The following is a 24,664-nucleotide window of genomic DNA, read 5'->3' as shown; positions in this document are numbered from 1 at the left end:
TTTAAACTCCGAAGCTTTCACCACAACCACACATATTCTTAACGTTGGGGTTGTGGTAGACCAAATTGCTGTTCAACCCTTGTCGAACATAATCGATTTCCGTTCCATCAATCATAGGCAGTGCGCTTAGCGCAATATAGAAATCGACGCCTCTTGAATGAAACTTAACATCGGACTCTTCGGGTCCATTAATCAGTTGTACGCAATAGGCAAAACCAGTACAGCCAGACGGCTTTACGCTTAGGTGAAAAAACTGACCATTTGAAGATAACTGAGTAATTCTGCCAACCGCCGACTCAGTTAGCTGTATGCCTTTCCACTCCATTTCATGGATAGAAATTTCTGCTGAACCTGAATTTTGGACGCTCATTCTACATTCCTCATTTCACTTGGTGTTTGAGAATGATATTGATTACCATTTAAATATCAACCATTAAGTTTATGTGGACACAGAGAGCAAGCACTAGATGTTGACACACATTAAAAAGTAAATACTATATATAGAAATTAATTGATAATGATTATTATTAGCAGCAAGGATTTAAGAATGGATGTCATCGTTTACTCAAAACCTCAGTGTGTTCAATGTACCGCGACAGTAAAAGCACTTAGCACAAAGGGAATTACTCATAAAGTCGTGGATCTCACACAAGATGATTCAGCTATGACGACCATTCAATCCTTAGGTTATAGGCAGGTGCCTGTTGTCGTCGCAGGGCTAAAACACTGGTCTGGATTTCGTCCTGATATGATCAGCCAAATACGCTAATGCTTGTTTATTACTCAAGCGCTTCAGGTAACACACAACGTTTTATAGAGCAGTTAAAGCTACCCGCTATCCGCTTATTCGATGGCTCAAGTGGCTCTCCACCTGAGATCGCCAAGCTACAACCTGAGACCACCAAGCTGCAACCGGAGATCACCGAGCCTTTTGTTTTAGTCTGCCCGACTTACGCTGATGGCTTTGGTCAAGGTGCCGTCCCAAAGGCTGTAATTCAAGCGCTCAATCAACAACATATTCGGTCTTTACTACGTGGGGTCATTGCATCTGGGAACCGAAATTTCGGTGAACTATTTGCTCATTCAGGCACCGTCATTGCTAAAAAATGCAACGTTCCTATTCTTTACCGATTTGAACTAGCAGGCACACCTCAAGATGTACAAGCGGTACGTCAAGGGCTAACTAAGTTTTGGAAACACAATGGACAATCAATTCACTCATGAGACGCTGGATTATCATGCGCTCAATGCCATGCTTAACCTTTTGGACGAGCGAGGTAAGATTCAATTTGAATCCGACCAACAGGCTGCTCGCCAATTTTTCCTACAACACGTCAACCAAAATACGGTTTTCTTCCACAACTTAGATGAAAAACTTGATTACCTAATTAACGAAGGTTATTACGAGCCAGAGGTGATAAAGCAGTACCGCTCGGAATTCATTCACGATATTTGGAAGCAGGCATACCAAGTTAAATTTCGTTTCCGAACTTTCCTTGGTGCTTACAAATTCTTTACTTCATACGCACTAAAAACTCGTGATGGAAAACGCTACTTAGAGCGCTTCGAAGACCGAGTGGTAATGACCGCACTAACATTAGCGCAGGGCGATGAAGAGTTTGCCCACCAGCTCATGGTCGAAATCATCCAGCAAAGATTTCAACCCGCAACTCCTACTTTTATTAATTCAGGAAAGAAAAGTAGAGGGGAGTTAATTTCATGTTTCTTGCTTCGTATTGAAGACAACATGGAAAGCATCGGCAGGGCGATCAATTCTTCATTACAGCTGTCTCGCCGAGGCGGAGGCGTTGCTCTATTACTCAGTAACCTTCGAGAACAAGGCGCCCCAATTAAAGGGATTCTGAATCAGAGCTCTGGTGTGGTACCTGTCATGAAGTTGCTTGAAGATAGCTTTTCATATGCCAATCAACTTGGTGCAAGGCAGGGAGCGGGAGCCGTCTACCTCAACGTTCACCACCCAGATATCATGCAATTTCTTGATACTAAGCGAGAAAATGCCGATGAAAAAATCCGCATAAAAACCCTCAGCCTAGGCGTTGTGATCCCAGACATTACGCTTGAGCTCGCTAAGCAAAATAAGGATATGTATCTCTTTTCACCGCATGACGTAGAGAGAATTTATGGCAGGCCTTTTTCTGAAATAAGCGTGACCGAGAAATACACGGAAATGGTCGATGACTCACGAATTCGTAAAAGTAAAATTAGCGCACGAAGCCTATTCCAAACACTTGCCGAAATTCAATTTGAGTCTGGCTATCCGTATATCATGTTTGAAGATACGGTCAACAATGCAAATCCGATTGAAGGTCGGATCAACATGTCCAATTTATGTTCAGAGATCCTGCAAGTTAACGATGCATCGAGTTTTAATGATGACCTGAGTTACGCTCATCTTGGTCGAGATATTTCATGTAACTTGGGCTCAATCAATATCGCCAAAGCGCTTGATGGCGGCGACCTTGCCCAAACGGTCGATGTGTCAATCAGAGCACTCAACGCCGTGTCAGAAATGAGTGCCATTGATAGCGTGCCTTCTATCCGTAAAGGCAACGACGAGAGCCATGCTATAGGGCTGGGGCAGATGAACCTTCATGGCTTTCTTGCCCGAGAAGGTATTCAGTATGACAGTAAAGAAGCCATTGATTTTACAAACGTTTATTTTGCAACCGTACTATTCCATTGCCTCACAGCGTCTAATCGATTGGCTCAACAGAAAGAAGCGACCTTTCACGGATTCGAAAACTCTACTTATGCGAGCGGCGTCTTTTTCGATGACTACTTAGAAACTGAATATCGACCATGCACAGCAAAAGTCACGGAATTACTGAACAAGCTGAAGTTGCCTCTTCCCAACCTAGATGATTGGGCGACTCTTAAGACGCAAGTAATGGAGCACGGTTTGTACAATCGTAACTTACAAGCTATCCCACCTACTGGTTCCATTAGCTACATCAACGACTCCACCGCCTCCATTCATCCTATAACGGCAAAAGTTGAAATACGCAAAGAAGGTAAAATAGGTCGAGTGTACTTCCCTGCACCTTACTTAAATAACGATAACCTTGAATATTATCAAGATGCCTATGAGATAGGACCAAAAGCCATTATCGATGTCTATGCGGCAGCCACTCGCCATGTCGATCAAGGCTTGTCACTCACCTTGTTTTTTAACGACAACGTCACCACTCGTGACATTAACAAAGCGCAAATATATGCATGGAAGAAGAAAATCAAAACACTTTATTACATTCGTATGCGCCAAAAAGCATTAGATGGAACTCAGGTTGACGGCTGTGTTTCTTGTACGCTTTGATTAAATGGAAAACCAACAATGACAACCATTACTGACCCGCAACCAGTCCGAGCCATCAACTGGAACCGATTACAAGACGACAAAGATCTGGAAGTTTGGAATCGACTCACAGTCAATTTCTGGCTTCCGGAAAAGGTACCACTGTCTAACGATATCCAAACATGGAAGCAACTGACTCAAGAAGAGCAAACGCTGACCATACGTGTTTTTACTGGGTTAACTTTACTCGACACCATTCAAAATACCGTTGGTGCTCCTGCCCTCATGGCTGACGCCCGAACGCAACATGAAGAAGCAGTGTTAACCAATATCGCTTTCATGGAAGCCGTTCACGCTAGAAGTTACTCGTCGGTGTTCTCAACCTTGTGCACAACGCCTCAAATTGATGAAGCATTCCGCTGGGCAGAAGAAAATGAGCTGCTTCAGAAAAAAGCTCACATCATTCTTAAAGACTACAAAGCAGATGAAGATCCACTGAAGAAAAAAATCGCGAGCGTCTTTCTAGAAAGCTTTCTGTTTTACTCTGGTTTCTACTTACCAATGTACTGGTCAAGCCGAGCCAAATTAACCAACACTGCCGATCTAATTCGGCTCATCATTCGTGATGAAGCTATTCATGGGTACTACATTGGATACAAGTTCCAACAAGCATTTAACGAGCTCAGTAAAACTGAACAAGAACGTATAAAAGATGAGGCATTCTCTCTGATTTTTTCGTTATATGAATTAGAGATCCAATACACTGAGTCTTTGTATGATGAGTTAGGGTTAACTGAAGATGTGAAACACTTTCTTCATTACAACGCGAACAAAGCGCTCATGAACCTTGGATTTGAGCCACTTTTCCCCGATGAACTGTGCCAAGTTAGCCCTGCAATTATGGCTGCCCTTTCACCCAACGCCGATGAAAATCACGATTTCTTTTCAGGATCAGGTTCTTCTTATGTCATAGGTAAGGCTGTCGCAACGGAAGATGAAGACTGGGACTTTTAAGCCCAAAAGCTGATAAGTATGTAAATATGCTGGCTTCTGTTGTGCCGTGTAAACCTGTACAACAGAAACCATACCCTATGAGATTACGAGCCTTTTACAGCGATAAAGTATCAATAGCACTTTGAATTTCATCTTATTCATCCAACATATTTTGAATTAACTCGGCTAACCGTTTTATCGCTTTTTCTTCCGAAGCTGAGCACTCAAATGATGAATTTATCCGAAAACAATGATTAAACTGCTTACTTACAGAGAACATTTTCCCAGGCGCAATACTAATATTATCTTTCAAGGCTCGCTGGTATAAATCCGTCGCATCTAAATGCTCTGGCAATTCAATCCATAAAAAATAACCACCTTCAGAGTAGTTTATATTCACACTAGAAGGGAAATAAGAACGTAGCATCTGCCAAGTTGCGAATTTACGTTGTTCCAGTTTTCTCCGCAATTGACGTAAATGATTTTCATAATTGCGAGTCGATAGATATTTAGCCATAGCAAGTTGAATAGGAGCACTGGCAGACAGTGTGCTCATCAGTTGAAGCTTTTGAATAGGCAGAGCCATTTTCCCTGCCGCCACCCAACCAATTCGAAAACCCGCGACCAGAGTTTTAGAAAAAGATGAGCAATGCATCGTCATACCTTGCTGATCAAATGCTTTGGCTGGTAAAGGCTTTTTACCACTATAATAAAGCTCACTATATACATCATCTTCAATCAGGTAGACCTTGTACTCTGCCAATAACTCAATCAAACGCTTCTTTTTCTCACTCGAGAGAGTACAACCCAACGGGTTTTGATGATTTACCATCAACCAACACGCTTTTACTGGATGAGATTGAAGCGCCTTTTCAAGTGAATCAAGATCAATTCCATCTCGAGGATGAGTCCTGACAGATAACGCACGCAAATTAAGCCTTTGCAGAGACTGTAACGCGCCGTAAAACGTAGGAGATTCCACCACAACCCAGTCACCAGCTTGTGTTACCGCTTGAAGGCTCAAATTCAACGCCTCTAGAGCACCCGCCGTAATTACGATCTCTTCCGGATGTACGTTTATTCCTTGTGCCGCATAACGTTTGGCTATGAGTTGGCGCAAATCTTTATTCCCTGGAGGCAGATTATCCAAGGCACTTGAGGTTGGCATAGTACTCGCGGCGTTCATAAGAGATTTGTTTACTTGATGTCGAGGGTACAGCTTTGGATCTGGATAAACAGAGCCAAAATCGACGATACGCGGTGTCCGACTCGCTTGCAAAACATCAAAAATAAAATCATTAATATCGATAGCTTCAGCGGTCTGAATTGTTACATCTGAATTTTTTGGGCTCGAGTATTGGATTTTCGGTGCCACAAAGTATCCAGATCGGGCATGAGAAACGATCCACCCTTGGCTTTCTAGTACCTGATAAGCATGAAGCACCGTCATTAAGCTCATGTCGGAGATTTCAGTCTGTTTTCGTAATGAAGGAAGCTTATCACCCACTCCCCAAATTTCATTTTGAATTTGATTACGAATTTGCTCTACGAGCTTGTCATATTTTGCCAACGGAACAACGCCTCTATATCCAACATCTGACTATAGTACACGCACCAATCTGTTATACCTAAAATGACCATTTCTGTATCTATTATAGATTTTGATGAATTCTTATAATCATCCCACTTTCGGTTAGAGCCGAAAATCATTTCAACCCTTGAGTTGCCTATTAAATTAGCACCACCTTCTTTGTTGCTACGCATTTAACTATGTCATCGCAAATATGCCGTGACTAATGTGCCGAAACAAAGAAGCAGCAACAAATAAGCGCCAAGAGTTTGAAATATTATTGAAAATGATTCGATAGGAAATATCTATGAGCGATTTAAAAGCTGTAGCACTGCGTGCACTTACATTAATGGATCTTACTACTTTAAACGATGACGATACTGATGAAAAAATAATCGAGTTGTGTAAGAACGCTAAAACAACTGTAGGTAATACAGCAGCAGTGTGCATTTACCCACGTTTCATTCCTGTTGCAAAAAAACAATTACGTTTACAAGGTACACCGGACATTCGTGTAGTCACTGTCACTAACTTCCCTCATGGCAATGACGATATTGACATTGCTGTTGCCGAAACCAAAGCGGCCCGAATGTACGGCGCTGATGAAGTCGATGTGACATTCCCATACCGAGCTCTGATAGCAGGAAACGAAGAAGTGGGCTTTGAGATGGTTAAGCTATGTAAAGCAGCCTGCGGTGATACCCCACTGAAAGTTATCATTGAATCTGGTGAACTGAAAACTGAAGAACTAATCAAAAAAGCGTCTGAGATTTCAATCAAGGCAGGGGCTGACATCATTAAAACGTCCACAGGTAAAGTACCAGTAAATGCAACCCTCGAAGCTGCCCAAGTTATGTTATCAGTAATCAAAGACATGGGTGTTGAAAAAACGGTAGGTTTCAAGGCATCAGGCGGCGTACAAACGGCTGAAAACGCAAAAGAATATTTAGACATGGTTGATAATATTTTTGGTAGCAAATGGGCAGATAACAGCATGCACTACCGTTTTGGAGCTTCTAGCTTACTAACAAACCTACTTTATACGCTTGGAGAAGGTGAGAAAACAGCCAAGAGCAGTTACTAACCATATCTCTAGCAATGATGATTGCCATCGCAGACACCTGTTCTAAATACGGCAATAGAAACACATAAAATAGCTAAAGATAGTTTAGCTGAAAGCATGGTAGTGATTCTAATCCGTTGATTAAAGGGTTAACGAATTAATCAATACTTTGAAATCACTACCATTTTAAAATTGGGAAGACTCAAAAATGTCAGATTTTGAATTGAAACACAAAACCGCCTCAAAACTTTCTGAGCATATTGCGTATAAAATAACGCAGTGCCTCAAATTTCTTTTAAATATTTTTTATGGAAAAAAATACGCGAAGCGTGCCGTGATTTTGGAAACTATTGCCGCAGTGCCTGGAATGGTCGCTGGGATGTTTAATCATCTAAAAGCTTTACGCCGTATGAAAGATGATGAGGGATGGATCCGTGAATTGCTAGATGAGGCAGAGAATGAGCGAATGCATTTGATGATTTTCTTAGATATTGCTAAGCCTAGCTGGGTTGAACGAACGCTAGTACTGTTTGGGCAGGCTATTTTCATTATTGTATATAGCTTGATTTATGTGCTGTCTTCTAAGGTTGCACACCGCGTCGTGGGTTACTTTGAAGAAGAAGCCTGTAAAAGCTACACGGAATACCTGAGCAAAATTGATGACGGTGAAGTCGAAAACGTAGTCGCCCCACAAATTGCCATCGATTATTACAGGTTGCCATCAAGCGCTATGCTCAGAGATGTGATTGTAAAGATTCGCGACGATGAAGCTGAGCATAGAGATCGAAACCATTCATTTGCCGATGCGTACGAAAGTAACAATTTACCAAAACATCAGTATTAACTGTCCTTCGTAGACGCCTGAAAATGGTACTTTGAATATACTGAAAGAAAATACTGAAAGGTTGGATCGGTTATTAGTTATTGGTTGGTTGTTGGTTGGTTGTTGGTTGGTTGGTTGTTGGTAGCCAAATAAACCTCATAACCACCAACCGCTTCGCTGCCAAAGTCATCTAGTTAAAGAAAAGCTCTATGACTACAATCACGCTCGTCATTCGTAGTGCTCTTTACTCCATCAATGGCTCGAAAGATCCTGGAGTTCTCCCCTAGGCATCGATGAGTTCGTCTAAATTGGTCCAAGTGTGTAAGCCTATTATGGAAGTGATCAAATATGTGCAATGATTGAGGTTCAACTCTCCGCTTCTAAATTCAGGGAATTACAGCAGTCGATTTTTATACTGTTCTGGAGTTTGATTTGCGTATTTTTTGAACATTGAAATGAAGGGGCTGGCTTGGTTGTAGCCTAACGTCAGCGCGACTTCTTTTACCGATTGTCCATTCCTTAATAAGTCCATTGAATACAAATAACGAACTCTTAAGCGCCACTCTGTAAAGCTCATCCCTAGCTCACTTTGACAATGCCGAGACAGGGTTCTTTCCGTGGTATGTACTCGTTCAGCCCAATCCCGTAGTGATACATCTTCCGTTGGATTCTCTTCTATTGATGCCAAAATAGGCGCTAAATATTTGTTGTCGGTAGATGGTAAAAAGTGGTGCTCAACTTGCTGTTCCGCCAGTTGATCCAACAACACTTGAACCAATCGCTGATCTTGCTTACTTTGGGCAACATTGATTTCTCGATGACGAAAATCATCAATAATAGACGATACGATTGGCGTAACCTTAATCAGACTAGCTTTATTAGGAAGATGCCTTGTCAGCTCATGGGCGATATTCAAAGAGCAGTAATCCAAGGGTTTTCGATTATAACTGCAGTGGGTCACTCCAGCGGGAACCCAAATGGCTAAATGAGGCGGCGCTAAAAAACGCGTTCCTTCCGCTTCCATTTCAAGAATCCCGCCACTGATCAACTGCACTTGCCCCCAAGGATGGCTATGTACTCGTGTTTCAGTGTTAGAAAGAAACGCTTCAAAATTCATGAATACATTGGATGGTGCTTTATCAATCGATAAAGATGGGTGAAGGTTTCTTGTCGTTTTTTTCAAACTTGTCTTCCTATCGCGCTCAATGTCTTTTAAAAGATATCTGTAACTATAACGACCTGTCAAACTCTCTTGGTCACCTTAATTGCGATGGAATTCACATGCACTATCTTCTGCCATTTTTTACTGTTTGTATTTGGGGAGCAAATGCCATCATCAATAAGCTTGCTGCCAGTGTTATTGAACCTAGCGCGATGAGCTTTTACCGCTGGGCGCTTGCCATGCTAATTTTAACGCCTTTTTGTATCCGCCCTGTCATTAAACAATGGTCAGCTATACGCCCTAACCTATCTAAACTCGCTTTTCTTGCGTTCTTAGGAATGGTCTTAAACCAATCATTAGGTTACTACGCAGGCTTGACTACCACGGCTTCGAACATGGCTTTAATTACCTCGCTGGTTCCTCTAATTAGTGTCTTTATTAGTGTCCCTTTACTCAGTAAATCGATTTCTGGTTTAAGTATTCTTGGCGGTGTAATGTCGTTAGCTGGGTTAGCCTACATGCTAGGTCAAGGTGACCCATTATTCTTCTTACACCAAGAAATCACGCAAGGTGATGGGCTAATGCTGATTGCGGCGTGTGTTTACGCTTCATACTGTGTATTACTCAAACGTTGGAAAATGCCGATCAGTAATTGGGTGGTAATCTATACCCAAGGCATGTTCGCCGTCTTAATGCTGACTCCACTATGGTTAACAAGCGACCAGCTATTACCTCCTCAACAAGCTTTACCGCTGATTGCTTATGCTGCCGTGGCCGCGTCTGTTTTGGCCCCTTGGATGTGGGTGAAATCAATCAATATTATCGGGGCCGATTCAAGTGCCATGTTCATGAACTTAATGCCAGTAGTCGCTATTGTGCTTGCTGCAACTTGGCTCGGTGAACAAATTCAGCATTTCCATTTGTTGGGTGGGATCATGGTCATTTCAGGAGTGACTCTGGCTCAAATCAAATTAACTAAAAAGCGCCTGCCTAATATAAAAGAAATGGAAACACCAAAAGCCCCAAATTAGATTGTAACCACCTGATAAGTATAACTTTCAATTACATATGAAAATCATTTACTCGAGAATAATCAAATCCACCAGACCTAAAATCACGCTTTGATCTATTAACGAAAGCGCCTAGCAAGGTGGATTGAATTCTTTCTCTGCCGATTTTTCTTAATCAAATTGTGAATAAAGTCATGCCCTTAATGGTTAAATTGAACGCAGCATTGATTGCATTATCACCAACACTTAGCTTTAATGGACTGAGTTTATTGAACTAAATACTGTTAAGTCGTAAAGGAATTACAATGACTCTTTCTCCACTATCTTTGATCATCCCATCTCTATTAGGTTTGGTGGTCCCTTCTGTTATCGCGGCTGATTTAGCCTCTAATACCACCCTTGCCAGTGAACAACATTTTGTCCGAGGAAATGGTGCAGAGCCGAATACACTAGACCCTAGCTTTGTTAATTCAGGGATGCCGGGAGACATTATCGTTAATGATATGTTTGAAGGTTTCGTGATAGAGAACAGTGATGGCCAAATCATTCCCGGACAAGCTGAAAAATGGACATTCAGCAATGGCGGTAAAACGGTCACTTTTACTCTTAAATACACCCTAAAGTGGTCAAATGGAGAACCAGTTACCGCATCAGATTTTGTCTTTGCTTGGCAGCGAGCAGTCTCGCCTAAAACCGGAAATAACACAGGGTTTGTTTTTGTCACCGCCAATATTGATAATGCCGATGAGATACTAAAAGGTAAAAAACAGCCGTCTGAACTTGGTATTAAAGCGATTGATGACCTAACCGTTCAAATTACTTTGAACAAGCCAACACCGTATTTCATGAGTTTGATGAGTATTAAAACCTTCTTCCCTCTTCCGAAAAATCTTGTTGAAGAAAAAGGCGATGCTTGGACTCGAACTGAAAACATCGTAACGAATGGCGCTTACACGTTAACAAAGTGGGTACCTAACGAATATGTAGAAGTCGAACGAAATCCAACATACTGGGACAACCAATCAACGGTTATAAATAAAGTCACTTATTTAGGGCTGTCTTCGCAAAATGCCGAACTGATTCGTTATCAGTCGGGAGAAATCGATATGACAAACCGCGTACAATTGGAGTATTACCAAAAGCTACGTAAAGAAAGCCCTGAACAGATAAAAGCTCAAGCATTACTTGGCTCATATATTTATTCATTCAATACCAATCACCCTCCGTTTGATAACGTACAAGTTCGCAAAGCATTGAGCATGGCAATCGACCGCGAAATTTTGGTGGATAAAGTTACGGGGCAAGGCGAACCTCAAGCCTACGGTGTTTCACCAAATAACATTCCTAACTATCAAGCACCACTGTCTACGTTTGAATCGTTAAGTGCGACACAAAGACTCACAGAAGCGAAGCAATTACTTGCCAATGCCGGATACGATAAGAGCAACCCATTAGCCTTTAAATTGACGTATAACACCAGCGAAAACCATAAGAAGATTGCTATCGCGATTGCTTCTATGTGGAAGCCGTTAGGTGTGAAAGTTGAATTAGAAAATATGGAATGGAAAGCCTACGTAGCGGCAAAAGGAGCGGGGGATTATCAAGTGGCACGTTCATGGGCATTTGGTGACTACCCTGAACCTTCTGCTTTGCTAGAAGGCTTTACCTGCGGTCACACTGCGAATGAAAGTGGTTTCTGTAATCCTAAATTTGATGAGCTAATGAGCCAAGCAAGCTTAACGGAAGATCAAACCTCTCGCTATGCCCTGTACCAGCAAGCAGAAACTCTACTGAATGATGCGGCGGCCGTGATCCCTTTATATCATTACAATCATACGCGCTTAGTGCGTAGCACTCTGAAAGGCTTCCCTAGAAATAATCCGAAAGGGAATATTTACGCAAAAGACCTCTATTTCATTCAAGACTAATGCTTCATTGAGTTAGCAGTTGATTTAAAAAAGAAAAAGGCAAGTGAGTATCGTCACTTGCCTTTTGATTGCTGTTTACGCAGAGATTTAACCCTATATTTCTGAAGAGCTTAAACTCAGACAATAAACCTTAGAATCTTAGAATCTTAGAATCTTAGAATCTTAGAATCTTAGAATCGATACTAAGCCACTCGATAATGTGAATCTAAGACACTGACTCCGAGACCGCTTTTCTTGGTCACTTTCAGCTGAACTGGAATACGCTCTTTCATTGCTTCAATGTGGCTGATTACCCCGATCATTTTCCCTGTAGCGTTCAAGTTATCTAACGCATCCAAAGCTATATCGAGAGTCTCAGCATCTAAAGTGCCAAAGCCTTCATCTAAGAATAATGAGTCGATACTGGTTTTATGACTCACTAGGTCAGATAGAGCAAGCGCCAGCGCTAAACTGACTAAGAAGCTTTCGCCGCCAGATAAGGTTTTTGTATCTCGCACTGCATCGCCTTGCCACGTATCAAGTACAGAAAGCTCTAAGCCCTCCCCACCTTTACGTTGTAAAAGATAACGACCGTGTAAGCGTTCAAGTTGCTGATTGGCAAGATACACAAGGTTATCTAAGGTCAGACCTTGAGCAAAAGTACGGAACTTATCGCCTTTCTGAGAACCAATCAAAGAGTGAAGATATTGAATATCCTCAAATTCCTTGCGGTACTGTTCAATCTGTTCAAAGAGCGCTCTTTGACCCGTTCGACGCTTTTCATCAGATTCTAACTCGTTGCTTAATTCACCTTGCTTCTTAGCGAGGTTATCAACGGCTTCTTGCAATTGTTCAAGCTGGATAGATACGTCATCTAACTCAACTTTGCGCCACTCTTCCGCTTGGGGTTCAAGATCAAGCTTACTGATATTCGCCATCGCGGCTTTCACTACAGCTTGGCTGCCTTCAATGCGTTTTTCTAACTGTGTTTTTAGTAGAACTAATCTTTCTCGTTCCGGCTCAATCAATAACGACGCTAAAAATTCATCTTCATCTTTAATCGAACTTTCAGAAAGCTTTAGCTGCCAGTGTTCGAGTTTTTCCATAACGGCGACTTTAGCTTGCTGAATGTTTTCGACTAGCATATTAATTTCAGCGGAAACGGCATCCAATTGAGATTGCACTTGCTGCGTTGTAGCTAAAGCCGTTTGCTTGGTTTGCTCATGAGTGGTGACTCGTTTTGTGCTTAAATCACGCTCTTGCTCCACCAATTTATCTTGGAATAAATCGCTACGCTCACCTTTCAATTGCAGTAATTGCTCTGCGACATTTTTCACAAGTTCATCTTGTTTAGCCGATGATTCAGTCAGCTCATTCAGTTTTTCATTGAGCGTTAAAGTATCTTTTTTCAAATCAGATAGTTGTTGCTGGTAAGTGTTCACTGACTGGCTAGCGACTTTCCATTGATTCGCATCTTCATGTTTTTGGTTAAACCACGCATCAAGAGCCACACCCTCTTCTATTATAAAGCCGGTATTTTTAATGCTATTTCTGAGTTCAGATTCTAACTGAGATAATTCCAGCTGAGCTTTTTCTGCTTGTTCTTTAAAGCTTGTGAGTTGCTGTAGAGAAGCTTCAATTTTCTGATTATCCAATTGAAACTGAGACTGTAAGTTCTGAACTGAAAGCACAATCTGATTCTTCTCATCCGAAATAGTTTGAACAAGAACTTCAGCTTGATGTAATTGCTTTAGCTGCTGAGTAATCGATTCTTTTTGCTCTCGGAGCTGCTGCATCACAACCTGAATAGCACCTGATTCCGTCACCTTCAAATCGATATTTTGTTGAAGACACTGCTGTTGCCAATGAGTCAATGCCGATTCGATTTGTTCGTTCAGCCACACTTCACGAGCCTCGAACTCTGTTTGTTGACGAATCAAGGTATCCAATTCATTACGAATATCACGCCCTTGCTGCTCAACTTTTTCTAGATCGAGTTCAGCCTGCTGGAGCTGCTCACGTAGCTCTTCATCATGAGTCATAGGTTGTACTGCATCAAAACCCGCTACTTTAGGGTGTTCCAATGCTCCGCATAATGGGCACTCTTCTCCATCCACTAACTGAGTTCGATAATGAGCTAAGTGCCCTTCTTGCGTGATCAATTGCTTAGTTGATGCGACCAATAATTTTTGGGATTGATAATGCCCAAGCAGCTGTTCTCGTTTTTCTTCTAGTTGCTTTTTCGTTTGCTTCGCTTCTTGTAACCAATGATGTTTCTGTTGCTGCTCTGTGGTGAACTGCAGCCAATTAGATTGGATACTGAGTAGTGGTACTTCCAATACCAATTGTGCAGTTAACGCACTTAATTCATTTTCTAAAGACGACTTGTTATGGACAACAAGCAATGCGTTAAGGCTTTGGTTCGCAGCATCGTGCTTTAGTATCACATCATGTTGTTGTTGCTCAGCAGCCTGTAGTTTCAATTTACTTTGGGCTAGCAAGCCAGTTTGTTCTTCACACTGCTTGCTTGTCACAAGAGCTTTACTTTGTAGATCAGAAACCGTCAGCTGTCCTTTCTGGCATTGGCTGTGTTGCGCTTTCCAACCTTGTAACTGTACCTCAACATTTTCATCATTCGAATGTTGTTCAAGGTATTGAACTTGCTTGTCTAGCTGCAAATTGAGACTCGTGGTTTGCTCATCGGTATTTTTCAAAGACACTTGAATTTGAACCAAAGAACTTAACAATGATGACTGCTTTGTTGCTTCAACTTGACTCTGATTTACTAATTGTGCAATCTGCCCATCAAGTGGAACCACCTTTTGATTTATCAGGCTTTCCTGTTCAACATGGCGTAGTTTCACTTGTTCTAAATTTGTTTCTGCCGTTTTTAGCTCTCGGCTTTTTTCATCAAATGAGGATTGCGTAGTGATTAACTGCTCGCGCTTAGTTTGATTCTGCTTTTCTAGGCTTGTTAGCTGGCGAGCAGATTCTTGCCACAAAGTATGAGGAGTACGGAGCTTTTCGGCAGGTTCACTTTTAGCCAATCTCTCCATATCTGAAGCTGCATTATCTCGTGCTGAATTAGCCGCGGTAAACTCTGTTTCAGCTTGATTCAGTTCAGAACTGAGCTTGTGATATTGGTTCCACCAGCTTTTATGTTCAGTTAAAGCCTGAAGGGTTTGCTTATTTGCCTTTTGTTGAAGCTCTACATCAGACAGTTCTTGAGTAAATACTTCTATTTGTTCAAAAGTCAGTAATTGAACGCCTTCAGCTTGAGATTCCAGCTGCGCTAAACCTTGCTTAGATTGGCTATATTGCTTGTGCACACCTTCGGAGATCAGACCGTAAATTTCAGTTCCAGTCAGCTCTTCCAATAGCTCCGCTCGCTCAGATTCCTTAGCATTAAGAAATGCAGCAAACTGACCTTGTGAGAGCATCATTGACTTGGTGAACCTATCAAAATCTAACCCTGTGAGTGACTCAACCAGCTCTGATTTCTTCTTGATTTGAGTAGCAAGGACTTTGCCAGATTCAACTTCTGCAAGCTCCACTTGGGCTGATTGCAAATTACCATCTAACTTTCCTCTTGAACGGCGCATGCTCCAAAACGATCGATACGCTTTGCCTTTCACTTCAAATTCGACTTCCGAAAAACACTCCGCCGTGCCTCTCGTCATAATTTCGTTGTTAGACGTTGAAATAGCGCCAAGCCTAGGTGTGTTGTGATACAAACCTAAACATATCGCATCAAGCAATGTCGTTTTTCCTGCGCCCGTTGCGCCCGTAATCGCGAATAAGCCGTTATCGACAAATGGAGACTGGGTAAAATCTATTTTCCACTCGCCCTTGAGTGAATTTAGGTTACCAAAGCGTAAGGTTAAAATTTTCATTCCGCTGAATCCTTATGCTCAATGTCTGACACGATTTGTTTAAAAGTCTGTGTGATTCGCTCTTTGCGGTTCTGCTGGTCTTCACCTTCAAACACTTCAAGTTCTAAGCGTTTTGAAAATACATCAAACGGCGTTAACTCAGCCAAAGTCTCATTGTTTTGTTGGCTCAAAGAAGCCGAATAGTTTTCACGTGCACGGCGTAATTGAAGCACTTCAATGTTAGTGCCTTCGACCATGGCTTGTATGCGATTTTGCAAGTCGGATAAGTAATCTTGAATTTTGACTTCAACCGATACCCAAACGCTCTCTTCCGAGTTGTCTTCCGCTAATTTTTCCAGGCTAGCTTCGACTTCTTTTAAGTCCCCTTTCACACTTGCCATCGCCTGAAATCTAGGAACTGAAATCGTTTCAATTGAACTGACTTTATCCGCTTCAAATTCAACCATCACAACTTGTTTTTCCGATTTTAATTCATCAAAGCTCAATGGAATTGGTGACCCGCTGTAACGAATATGCTGCTTCTTCGCCACTATTTGAGGTCGGTGAATATGACCCAATGCAATGTAATCAGCAGGGGGGAAACCTTTTGCATCAAAACCATCAAGCGTTCCAATATAAATATCACGGACAGATTCAGACGTGGTTACCCCAAGCGCGGTTAAGTGACCGGTCGCAACAATAGGGATAGATAGATGTTTAGATTGTCTCAGTTCATTCGCATGATCATATAAAGCATGATAGTGCTGAGAAATAGCTTGCCCCAACGCTTGCTGCTTGTCTGTTCCCGACTCACCCGCTTGGCTGCTGACTACGTCTCTCGCTCGAACAAAAGGCACGGCGCATAGGTACGCCCCAACTTTATCTTTGTTCATGAGTGGAATAATTTGTGAGTCTAGATCATCACTTGTATTAGCAATAACATGAGTATTTAAGCAAGCTAACAATTGCTTAGATTCATTCAGTGTTGAAACGGAATCGTGGTTACCGCCAAGTACCACCAACTGGCATCCTAATTGGTTCAAGTCCACGACAAACTGGTTATACATTTCTCTGGCATAACTGGGCGGAGCGCCAGTATCAAACACATCTCCCGCGACAATAACGGCATTAATATCAAAAGCGGTGACTTGCTTAAGTAGCCATTGAATGAAAAGTTGATGCTCGTTTTTACGGCTTTTGGTAAAGAAGTTTTGACCAAAATGCCAATCGGAAGTATGGAGAATGCGCATAGAAAACACTGTCTGATTTAAGTGGTTTAATTGTGCCAACTAAATCTAGCAGTGAAAAGGAAATCTCTGCTTTAATTCTTATGTCGTTAGGTATATTGTTTCTAATAAGTAACTGACTTGTTAATCAATAAAAATATAATAATTAGGAACAGTGTATGGGCGGTAATCAAAATAGACAAAGTGGTAAACGCGATGTCACTTTACGCTTTTTAGCAGAACCAGGGGACGTGAACTTCGGCGGCAAAGTACACGGTGGCGCAGCAATGAAATGGATCGATTTAGCCGCTTACGCCTGCTCTGCCGGTTGGAGTGGTAAATATTGTATTACTGCTTACGCTGGGGGAATTCGCTTTGTTGCACCCATTCATGTAGGCAACCTTGTTGAAGTAAGTGCCAAGGTTATTTATACCGGATCTTCTTCTATGCATATCGCCATCGATGTTCAAGCTAGCGATCCTAAGGAGCTTAACAACCGATTGACGACTCACTGCATCGTTATCATGGTTGCCGTTGATGAAAATGGCTCACCAACTAAGGTGCCGGAATGGATACCTGAAACCGATGAAGATATTGAACTTCGCGATTCTGCGATTCGCTTAATGAACATGCGTAAGCAGATTGGCGAAGAAATGGAAGCTCACGTTAAGTATCTAAAATAAAAAGTAACGGCTTCCTGAGTCATTCTCAAATAAGCATTTTGAACAGCAAGCAGCACCTACAAGCTTAGCATTGAAGCCGAACAATAAAACCTAGCCCATTCTCTTTTTACTTACTTTCAAATAGAAAGAACCAAGGGGCTGGGTTTTGTCTACTGAGCATATGGTTATTCACTCTTCACTAGGTCGTGATAAGCAACCCTATTTTATAATCAACCGTACTCACATCATTCTATTGTTGAACGCTTTACACGTTCTTCCTTCCATTCTTTTACAGAATATCGCCTTTGAACCGTTTTTAATAAGCCGTGTAATATATTCGTCATTTTGCTTTGCTTAAATGCCACTTCTAATAATGGACTGGCATATATTCAGGAGTAACCCTTGGGCATCACACGCACCACGCTAAGCGAATCAACTCTCAATAATTTAAAAGCAGTGGAATATCAATGGGTTCGTACCTTGTATGTGGAAGGCTACAATAGCGATGAGATTAATCACTATATTCAAGCGTGTTTTGGCGGGGACAATACCTTTGCAGATCTATTCCGTAGAGTCGCATTAAATCAAGAGAGTATTTATGTTTTGCTACAGCATCAGGGCTGTGCCCCCTCTAATCGGGAGTTTTAAACCGTTTAATACAGCGTCTATGCCTAGTCTTAGTCTTAGTCTTAGTCTTAGTCTTAGTCTTAGTCTTAGTCTTATAGAGCATCAATTTTCATGTTACATAAATTAAAAGATGGCTTAAGTTTCCATCCTAGTTCAACTAATCGCGATGATGCTTAAGTCTTAGATTTCAAATTTTATAAACTCCCCATCACAAGACCCCATCATTTTTAAAAACGAAATCATGCTAATGCATCACTTTGTAGATGTAATAAGATCTTGTTACACCTTAATAATTGAACTATCACGCAGCTCAGAATGAGCATTGTATTAATAGAACTTGCCTTCTCTATACTCAAATCCATCAATTTGACCTCTATTGATAATTTAGTTCCTAATCATGGGACAGTTAACTAAGTAAGGTTACTAAGGTAACTAGCTAAGTAAGTACTAAGGTAACTAGCTAAGTAAGTACTAAGAACGTTACGCACATTACTGAAAATAAGTACCAGATATGTTCAATATTGGTATTGAAATAAGGTCAAGAGATACAAGTAATTTTAGAGTAGGCATAAAAAAACCCAAGCATATGCTCAGGTTCTGGTTACAAATCACTATTAATGGTTAACGGCGTAAGGAACCTCATTAATAGCTAGCTATGCGTAACACTAGAGTTACTCTTATTACTGATCAGCGGCCAAACCAAATAGTGTAATAAGAATGCCAATTAAGAGCGACCTATGTGGTCGCTCTTATTATTATCACTATAGCTTATCCTTTTACCCCACCCGCAGTCAAACCACCAACTAACCAACGCTGTGCAAGTAAGAATACTGCTGTAATTGGTAGTGCTGAAAGTACTGCTGCTGCTGCGAAGTCACCCCATAAGTAGTTTTGTGGGTATAAGTACTGCTGCATGCCTACTGCTAATGTGTATGAGTTCACATCAGAAAGCAGAAGTGACGCTACTGGTACTTCACCAACTACACCGATGAAAGACAGGATAAATACAACCGCTAGAATCGGCACTGAAAGTGGTAATAGTACCAGTTTAAATGCTTGCCACGGTGTTGCTCCATCCAGAGCTGCCGCTTCTTCTAGTGAGTTATCAATGGTTTCGAAGTAGCCTTTAATCGTCCATACATGTAGCGCGATACCGCCTAAGTAAGAGAAGATCAAACCACCATGGGTATTCAACCCTAGGAATGGGATGTATTGTCCTAACTTGTCAAATAACGCGTAGATTGCAACCAAAGCCAACACTGCTGGGAACATTTGGAAAATCATCATCGCTTTCAAGATAGTTTCTTTACCTTTAAAGCGCATACGAGCAAATGCATAAGCCGAAGTTGTAGACAGTGAAACGATTAGGATAGACGTGATACCCGCTACCTTAATTGAGTTCCATAACCAGGTTAGTACTGGGAATGGAGGAGGCGTAACACTACCATCCGCATTCGTTACCGACATCCCTAACGCAAGTTTCCAGTGCTCCAGAGAAGGGTTTTCTGGAATCAAGCTACCTGTCGCAAAGTTACCTTCACGGAAGGAAATCGCAATGATCATAAGTAGTGGAAAAATAATCATCGCTAGGAAACACCACAAAGCGATATGCGTTGCCCACACACGGTATTTAAGGTTTTTACCTTGTACCATAGCCATTGTATTGCTCCTTAATCTTGAGACAGTTTAGTGAAACGTAGGTTTAGTAGTGCTAGTCCACCAACCAATAGGAATATCAGAGTAGCAATGGCACTTGCTAGACCGAAGTCTTGACCGCCGCCGCCTTCAAATGCGATTCGGTATGTGTAGCTTACTAATAGATCCGTGTAACCTGCTGGTTCAGAAGTACCAATCATGTTTGGACCACCATTCGTCAACAATTGAATCATTACGAAGTTGTTGAAGTTAAAAGCGAACGCAGCAATAAGAAGCGGTGTTAACGGTTTAATCATCAGCGGGAATGTTACGCGACGGAAGTTATCAATGAAGTTAGAGCCATCAATCGCTGACGCTTCATACAAATCGTCTGGAATCGCTTTTAGCAGACCCATACAAAGAATCATCATGTAAGGGAAGCCAAGCCATGTGTTAACCATCAACACCATTGTTTTCGCTAGAATTGGATCTGAGAACCAGTTAGGGCTTAGGCCGAAGATAGCTTCAAGCACCATGTTGATTTCACCAAAACTTTGGTTAAACAAGCCTTTAAAGATAAGGATTGAGATAAACGCAGGTACAGCATATGGCAGAATCAGTAATACACGATAGATAGCACGACCTTTCAGCTCTTCCCATTGCACGATGTTTGCCAGCACTAAGCCAATAGCCAGTGTTAAACCCACCGTTAAGATGGAGAAGACAACCGTCCAGATAAAGATACTGATGAAAGGTTCTTTAATACCGTCATCTTTCCATACACGCTCAAAGTTGTGCGTACCAATACCGACAACGAACCCTGGTGATATTGTGTTACCAATAAAGCTGCCGCTTTCATCAACAGGCTGATAGAAACCCACTTCCATATTAGGTTTCAGTACTTCACCAGTTTCGTTGTTAAGTAATGTTTCACCATCTTCTTGCAAAGTATACAAAGGCGCCACAGAAGCAAACTTACGTAAGCCGCTCATGCGGATGTCTTCACCCGTTGGAAGATGGAAATCAATGCCGCTCAACGTCGCTTTATTTTGAATGATCGTTTTGATCTTTTCTTTGCTGCCTTGAGAAGCTTCAATTAGAGATAAATCCATGTCCGACGCTGATAAGCCTTCTAAAGAGAACTCATCTGTCGCTAATAATTGCTCGCCATCTTTCACTACAATTTGGTGACCGTTATCAGTCTTGTACAAAGTGAATGGGAAGCTATCTCCGCTTTGGAATGTACGGTCAAGCAATACCGTTTGCGTACGTTCAAGCGTAAGTTGGTTCTTTGCACTGTAGTTTGTGAAGGCTAGTCCGACGGTATATGCCAATGGGAAAAGAATGAATAGGATCATTCCGGCTATACCTGGGTAAATGTAACGGTGGGCGTAAGTTTTCTTACTACCGAAAATGTAAAGTGCCAGAGCCGTTAGAATCACTGTCAGCAACGCAAAAGCGAGCTCACCGCGAGAATACATAAGAATAGTAGCGTAGCCATTGATTAAGCCTACGGTACCAAGCGCTCCCCATTTGATGAAGACGCTTTTACTACCGGGAAGGCTCGCTGGTGCTGAGATAGCATCTGTACCTTGAACTGACTGCATAGAGGAACCTGCTAGCGATATATAAAATTTAAGAAAGTAAGGAGAGGTTACCCCCTCCTTAAAAGGTTTTTCGTTTAATGTTTTTTGTTACTTAGTCATTCGAGCTTCAGCAGCTTCTAGTGCTTGGTTTACATTTTGACGACCGTCAACAACGTTACCAATCGCTTCTTCCATGCTGTACCAGAATGTTGTGAACTGAGGAATGTTCGGCATAATTTCACCGTTCATTGCGTTGTCCATTGTTGCTGCGATACGAGTGTCGCTGTCTAATTGACGTTGGAAAGAGTTTAGAGCAACAGCGCCAAGTGGCTTGTCGTCATTTAGGCTCTTCATACCAGCATCAGTCAGTAGGTAGCTTTCCATGAACTCAACCGCTAAGTCTTTGTTTGGAGAAGCAGTACTGATACCACCAGCCCATACACCAACGAATGGTTTAGACGCTTTACCATTGAATTTAGGAAGCGTTGTAACACCGTAATCTACGCCTGCTTTTTCAATGTTTGACCAGCCCCAAGGACCGTTGATTGTCATTGCTACGTTACCCGCAACAAATTCAGATTCAGCAACTGAGTAATCCATGTCTGCTGAAATTACTTTGTCTTTTACCATCTTCTCGATGAAACCAAGTGACTTTTGAACACCTTCAGTTGCAACACCTGCATCTTTAATGTCGTAGCCTTCAGCAACTTGCTTAAATGCGTAACCGCCGTCAGCTGCTAGAAGTGGCCATGTGAAGTATGCACCGCCACGTAGTGGCCACATGATAGCTTTCTTGCCTTGCTTTTGTAGCTCAGCATTAAGAGCTGGAACTTCTTCCCACGATTTAGGAGGGTTTGGAACCAACGCTTTGTTGTAAATAAGTGAAACAGACTCTACCGCTACAGGGTAAGCAATTGTTTTGCCTTTATACGCCACAGCATCCCATGCAAAATCTACGATACCTTCTTTAATTTCTTTTGAAGGTTTGATATCAGCAAGAAGTCCTGCTTCTGCAAAACCGCCAAAACGGTCATGTGCGTAGAAGATCATATCCGGACCATCACCAGCAGCTGCAACTTGTGAGAACTTTTCTTCTAGTTTATCTGGGAATGCGACAGTTACTTTTACGCCAGTGTCTTCTTCAAAACGTTTACCGACTTCTGCCATTCCTTCGTAAGCTTTATCGCCGCCAACCCAAATAGTCAATTGACCTTCTTCGATAGCAGCATTAGCACCAAAAGAACCCAGTGCAACTAGTGTACCTAGTGCTACAGCGCTTAGAGCGTTTTTCATGTTCATATCCTTTTTATATTTATACGTAGGGCATATCACTAAGGATGAGCCAAGTTTCGATGCTTATGATCTGAGAAAACAAGGGTTCAATCATCATCCTAGCGACTACGCCCTTGCTATTATGGCCTAATTTCGTGATCACCATCCGGTAACGTTAGAGACCGAAATCACAAAACAAATACTCACCGTGATCAATGTCACCGTTATGCACTAGGTTTATTTGAACTGGATCGCCATTTCCCAAGAATCCTATTTATCTACTCCTCCCCTACTACTCCCCCCAGTAAATATGTCATTAGGAGGATGCGCCTTTCCCTTAATTCCCTGAAACTGCATCCATCCAAGAGTGGATAGTAAGAACCCTTTACCAGCAGTTTCATTTAAGATGCTCAATAGGCAAGTTTAAATGCAGTATGTTGGTTTGCATTGCCCGTATTCACCTATGAGCATCAAACTAAACTAGTGAATCTTTCACGGGGGAGGTTTAGTTGGATGTGGGGGATTAGATGTATATTTGGCTATGATGGGTGAAGCTTAACGAGCCAGTTAAGATTCACCCACTTTTTCTTACTTTCTCAACTACTTACCAATTCCTACTGTTACTGCTGAAACGAAAATCTCTTATAATGATCAGCAGTAGATAATAAAATTTGATCGAGGACGAGCTAGATGACAAGTGTTACGCTAAAAAACGTTTGTAAATCCTATGGCGATGTGAAGATTTCTAAGGATGTGAGCTTAGAGATTAACGAAGGCGAGTTTGTCGTATTCGTTGGGCCATCTGGTTGTGGTAAATCAACCTTACTGCGTTGTATCGCTGGTTTAGAAGACATCACTTCTGGTGATTTATACATTGGTGACCAACGCATGAACGACGTTGAGCCTTCAAAGCGTGGGGTTGGTATGGTATTCCAATCTTATGCTCTTTATCCTCACCTTAATCTATACGACAACATGTCTTTTGGTCTTAAGCTTGCTAAAGCAGACAAATCTGAGATTGATAAACGTGTTGAGCATGCAGCAGAAATCCTGCAATTAGGTCACCTACTTGAACGCCAACCAAAAGCACTATCTGGTGGTCAACGTCAACGTGTGGCAATTGGTCGTACTCTTGTATCTCAACCTAATGTATTCCTACTTGATGAACCGCTATCTAACCTAGATGCAGCACTTCGTGTTCAAATGCGTTCACAAATTACTAAACTGCAACGTCAACTTGGTTGTACCATGATTTATGTTACACACGATCAGGTTGAAGCAATGACAATGGCAGACAAAATTGTTGTTCTTGATGGTGGTTATGTATCTCAAGTTGGTCGCCCACTAGAGCTTTACCACTACCCTGAAAACCGCTTTGTTGCAGGCTTCATCGGTTCACCTAAAATGAACTTCATGAGCGTGCAGATTGAAAAAGTAGAATCAGAACGCGTATTGGTTCAGCTGTCTAACGGCACAACTTTCTGGATCGATGTTGATGGGACGACGGTTAATGAAGGTGACCGCATGTCACTGGGTGTTCGCCCAGAGCATTTAGTTTCAGCTGAAACAGGCGATGCTAACATCGAAGGCGATGTGATGATCGTTGAAAAGCTTGGTAACGAAACTCAAGTTTACCTAAACCTTGAAAGTGCCGATGCAGACGTTATTTACCGTCAGCCAGATACACTAACGATTGAGCCTGGTGATAAACTGGCTATTGGTATTCCAGCTCACCGTTGTCACTTATTCCACAGTGATGGTCGTGCGTGTCGCCGTATGTACAAAGAATACGGTCTAGACTAATCAGGCAGTCTTTCCTAGAAATAGGCTAGAATAAAATGTGATTATCTAAAATCCCCATCATTAGCGTGATGGGGATTTTTTGGTTTACCCACAAACAAAATCCTAAATCCTAAATCCTAAATCCTAAATCCTGAGATGCT

The 24,664-nt window shown here is 41.9% G+C and carries 19 protein-coding genes; 11 read left to right on the top strand and 8 right to left on the bottom strand.

Translation table 11 applies throughout. From position 1 onward, the window contains the following. Nucleotide 1 precedes the first annotated feature (1 nt). Nucleotides 2–370, bottom strand: a complete 369-nt coding sequence (locus tag L4C37_RS03535; RefSeq protein ID WP_137371989.1) for an iron-sulfur cluster assembly accessory protein — start codon at nucleotides 368–370, stop codon at nucleotides 2–4. Between the two features lie 177 nt (nucleotides 371–547). Here L4C37_RS03535 and nrdH point away from each other — a divergent pair, with 177 nt between their 5' ends. From nrdH to nrdF, 4 genes are read left to right on the top strand one after another with little or no spacing between them, the layout of a single operon-like run. Beyond that, nucleotides 548–769: a glutaredoxin-like protein NrdH gene (gene nrdH, locus L4C37_RS03530; RefSeq protein ID WP_137371988.1), complete on the top strand. Its 222-nt coding sequence runs from the start codon at nucleotides 548–550 to the stop codon at nucleotides 767–769. Next, on the top strand, nucleotides 769–1,224 hold the full coding sequence (gene nrdI / locus L4C37_RS03525) for a class Ib ribonucleoside-diphosphate reductase assembly flavoprotein NrdI (RefSeq protein WP_372266159.1): 456 nt from the start codon (nucleotides 769–771) through the stop codon (nucleotides 1,222–1,224). Before nrdH ends, nrdI begins: the two co-directional genes overlap by 1 nt. Beyond that, nucleotides 1,202–3,334, top strand: coding sequence for a class 1b ribonucleoside-diphosphate reductase subunit alpha (gene nrdE / locus L4C37_RS03520; protein ID WP_429767876.1), 2,133 nt, complete (start codon nucleotides 1,202–1,204; stop codon nucleotides 3,332–3,334). Before nrdI ends, nrdE begins: the two co-directional genes overlap by 23 nt. An 18-nt stretch (nucleotides 3,335–3,352) precedes the next feature. Then, the gene (gene nrdF, locus L4C37_RS03515) at nucleotides 3,353–4,327 is read left to right on the top strand and encodes a class 1b ribonucleoside-diphosphate reductase subunit beta (protein ID WP_273293673.1); all 975 of its coding nucleotides are present in this window, start codon (nucleotides 3,353–3,355) and stop codon (nucleotides 4,325–4,327) included. A 133-nt stretch (nucleotides 4,328–4,460) separates the two neighbouring features. On the opposite strand, the gene L4C37_RS03510 is transcribed toward nrdF, so the two are convergent. Further along, the gene (locus tag L4C37_RS03510; protein ID WP_273293672.1) at nucleotides 4,461–5,876 is read right to left on the bottom strand and encodes an aminotransferase-like domain-containing protein; all 1,416 of its coding nucleotides are present in this window, start codon (nucleotides 5,874–5,876) and stop codon (nucleotides 4,461–4,463) included. A 307-nt stretch (nucleotides 5,877–6,183) separates the two neighbouring features. On the opposite strand from L4C37_RS03510, the gene deoC reads away from it, so the two are divergent. Together deoC and L4C37_RS03500 are read left to right on the top strand one after the other, a co-directional pair. Beyond that, entirely contained in the window at nucleotides 6,184–6,960 is a 777-nt protein-coding gene (gene deoC, locus L4C37_RS03505) for a deoxyribose-phosphate aldolase (RefSeq protein ID WP_429767875.1), read from the top strand. A 187-nt stretch (nucleotides 6,961–7,147) separates the two neighbouring features. Next, nucleotides 7,148–7,783 (top strand): alternative oxidase, encoded by a 636-nt coding sequence (locus tag L4C37_RS03500; protein ID WP_489686369.1) that lies wholly within the window; start codon nucleotides 7,148–7,150, stop codon nucleotides 7,781–7,783. 373 nt (nucleotides 7,784–8,156) lie between these two features. Here the strand turns inward: L4C37_RS03500 and L4C37_RS03495 are convergent, their stop codons facing one another. Further along, nucleotides 8,157–8,945, bottom strand: a complete 789-nt coding sequence (locus tag L4C37_RS03495; RefSeq protein ID WP_137371981.1) for an AraC family transcriptional regulator — start codon at nucleotides 8,943–8,945, stop codon at nucleotides 8,157–8,159. 98 nt (nucleotides 8,946–9,043) lie between these two features. On the opposite strand from L4C37_RS03495, the gene L4C37_RS03490 reads away from it, so the two are divergent. Together L4C37_RS03490 and L4C37_RS03485 are read left to right on the top strand one after the other, a co-directional pair. Continuing rightward, a complete protein-coding gene (locus L4C37_RS03490) occupies nucleotides 9,044–9,955 on the top strand; it encodes a DMT family transporter (protein WP_429767874.1) in 912 nt (303 codons plus the stop codon). A gap of 284 nt (nucleotides 9,956–10,239) precedes the next feature. After that, nucleotides 10,240–11,862 (top strand): peptide ABC transporter substrate-binding protein, encoded by a 1,623-nt coding sequence (locus L4C37_RS03485; protein WP_429767873.1) that lies wholly within the window; start codon nucleotides 10,240–10,242, stop codon nucleotides 11,860–11,862. 182 nt (nucleotides 11,863–12,044) lie between these two features. Here L4C37_RS03485 and L4C37_RS03480 read toward each other — a convergent pair whose 3' ends face one another. Continuing rightward, nucleotides 12,045–15,734 carry an AAA family ATPase gene (locus tag L4C37_RS03480; protein WP_429767872.1) on the bottom strand — a complete coding sequence of 1,230 codons (3,690 nt, stop codon included), beginning with the start codon at nucleotides 15,732–15,734 and terminating at the stop codon, nucleotides 12,045–12,047. Next, nucleotides 15,731–16,963 carry an exonuclease subunit SbcD gene (gene sbcD / locus L4C37_RS03475; protein ID WP_429767871.1) on the bottom strand — a complete coding sequence of 411 codons (1,233 nt, stop codon included), beginning with the start codon at nucleotides 16,961–16,963 and terminating at the stop codon, nucleotides 15,731–15,733. The genes L4C37_RS03480 and sbcD overlap by 4 nt, the downstream gene beginning before the upstream one ends. A 155-nt stretch (nucleotides 16,964–17,118) precedes the next feature. On the opposite strand from sbcD, the gene L4C37_RS03470 reads away from it, so the two are divergent. Together L4C37_RS03470 and L4C37_RS03465 are read left to right on the top strand one after the other, a co-directional pair. Continuing rightward, nucleotides 17,119–17,622 (top strand): acyl-CoA thioesterase, encoded by a 504-nt coding sequence (locus tag L4C37_RS03470; protein WP_273293791.1) that lies wholly within the window; start codon nucleotides 17,119–17,121, stop codon nucleotides 17,620–17,622. 381 nt (nucleotides 17,623–18,003) lie between these two features. After that, a complete protein-coding gene (locus L4C37_RS03465) occupies nucleotides 18,004–18,249 on the top strand; it encodes a hypothetical protein (protein ID WP_137371975.1) in 246 nt (81 codons plus the stop codon). Nucleotides 18,250–18,996: 747 nt separating this feature from the next. Here the strand turns inward: L4C37_RS03465 and malG are convergent. The 3 genes from malG to malE all read right to left on the bottom strand — a co-directional run bounded on the left by malG (nucleotide 18,997) and on the right by malE (nucleotide 22,742). Next, the gene (gene malG / locus L4C37_RS03460; protein WP_137371974.1) at nucleotides 18,997–19,887 is read right to left on the bottom strand and encodes a maltose ABC transporter permease MalG; all 891 of its coding nucleotides are present in this window, start codon (nucleotides 19,885–19,887) and stop codon (nucleotides 18,997–18,999) included. Between the two features lie 11 nt (nucleotides 19,888–19,898). Further along, a complete protein-coding gene (gene malF, locus L4C37_RS03455; protein WP_137371973.1) occupies nucleotides 19,899–21,470 on the bottom strand; it encodes a maltose ABC transporter permease MalF in 1,572 nt (523 codons plus the stop codon). 87 nt (nucleotides 21,471–21,557) lie between these two features. Then, nucleotides 21,558–22,742, bottom strand: a complete 1,185-nt coding sequence (gene malE, locus L4C37_RS03450; protein WP_137371972.1) for a maltose/maltodextrin ABC transporter substrate-binding protein MalE — start codon at nucleotides 22,740–22,742, stop codon at nucleotides 21,558–21,560. A 669-nt stretch (nucleotides 22,743–23,411) separates the two neighbouring features. Between malE and malK the strand changes: the two genes are divergently transcribed. Then, on the top strand, nucleotides 23,412–24,524 hold the full coding sequence (gene malK / locus L4C37_RS03445; protein ID WP_137371971.1) for a maltose/maltodextrin ABC transporter ATP-binding protein MalK: 1,113 nt from the start codon (nucleotides 23,412–23,414) through the stop codon (nucleotides 24,522–24,524). Nucleotides 24,525–24,664: the final 140 nt, after the last annotated feature.

The sequence above is a fragment of the Vibrio kagoshimensis genome (genome assembly GCF_050337535.1).
GTDB lineage: Bacteria > Pseudomonadota > Gammaproteobacteria > Enterobacterales > Vibrionaceae > Vibrio > Vibrio gallaecicus.
This window is presented reverse-complemented; position numbering and strand designations above follow the sequence as displayed.

Bases quoted from the DNA above. Each gene is read 5' to 3' on its own strand.
- L4C37_RS03470 (WP_273293791.1), top strand. From the start codon at position 17,119: ATGGGCGGTAATCAAAATAGACAAAGTGGTAAACGCGATGTCACTTTA.
- sbcD (WP_429767871.1), bottom strand. From the start codon at position 16,963: ATGCGCATTCTCCATACTTCCGATTGGCATTTTGGTCAAAACTTCTTT.
- L4C37_RS03480 (WP_429767872.1), bottom strand. From the start codon at position 15,734: ATGAAAATTTTAACCTTACGCTTTGGTAACCTAAATTCACTCAAGGGC.
- malE (WP_137371972.1), bottom strand. From the start codon at position 22,742: ATGAAAAACGCTCTAAGCGCTGTAGCACTAGGTACACTAGTTGCACTG.
- nrdE (WP_429767876.1), top strand. From the start codon at position 1,202: ATGGACAATCAATTCACTCATGAGACGCTGGATTATCATGCGCTCAAT.
- malK (WP_137371971.1), top strand. From the start codon at position 23,412: ATGACAAGTGTTACGCTAAAAAACGTTTGTAAATCCTATGGCGATGTG.
- nrdF (WP_273293673.1), top strand. From the start codon at position 3,353: ATGACAACCATTACTGACCCGCAACCAGTCCGAGCCATCAACTGGAAC.
- L4C37_RS03535 (WP_137371989.1), bottom strand. From the start codon at position 370: ATGAGCGTCCAAAATTCAGGTTCAGCAGAAATTTCTATCCATGAAATG.
- nrdH (WP_137371988.1), top strand. From the start codon at position 548: ATGGATGTCATCGTTTACTCAAAACCTCAGTGTGTTCAATGTACCGCG.
- malG (WP_137371974.1), bottom strand. From the start codon at position 19,887: ATGGCTATGGTACAAGGTAAAAACCTTAAATACCGTGTGTGGGCAACG.
- L4C37_RS03490 (WP_429767874.1), top strand. From the start codon at position 9,044: ATGCACTATCTTCTGCCATTTTTTACTGTTTGTATTTGGGGAGCAAAT.
- deoC (WP_429767875.1), top strand. From the start codon at position 6,184: ATGAGCGATTTAAAAGCTGTAGCACTGCGTGCACTTACATTAATGGAT.
- L4C37_RS03485 (WP_429767873.1), top strand. From the start codon at position 10,240: ATGACTCTTTCTCCACTATCTTTGATCATCCCATCTCTATTAGGTTTG.
- L4C37_RS03500 (WP_489686369.1), top strand. From the start codon at position 7,148: ATGTCAGATTTTGAATTGAAACACAAAACCGCCTCAAAACTTTCTGAG.
- nrdI (WP_372266159.1), top strand. From the start codon at position 769: ATGCTTGTTTATTACTCAAGCGCTTCAGGTAACACACAACGTTTTATA.
- malF (WP_137371973.1), bottom strand. From the start codon at position 21,470: ATGCAGTCAGTTCAAGGTACAGATGCTATCTCAGCACCAGCGAGCCTT.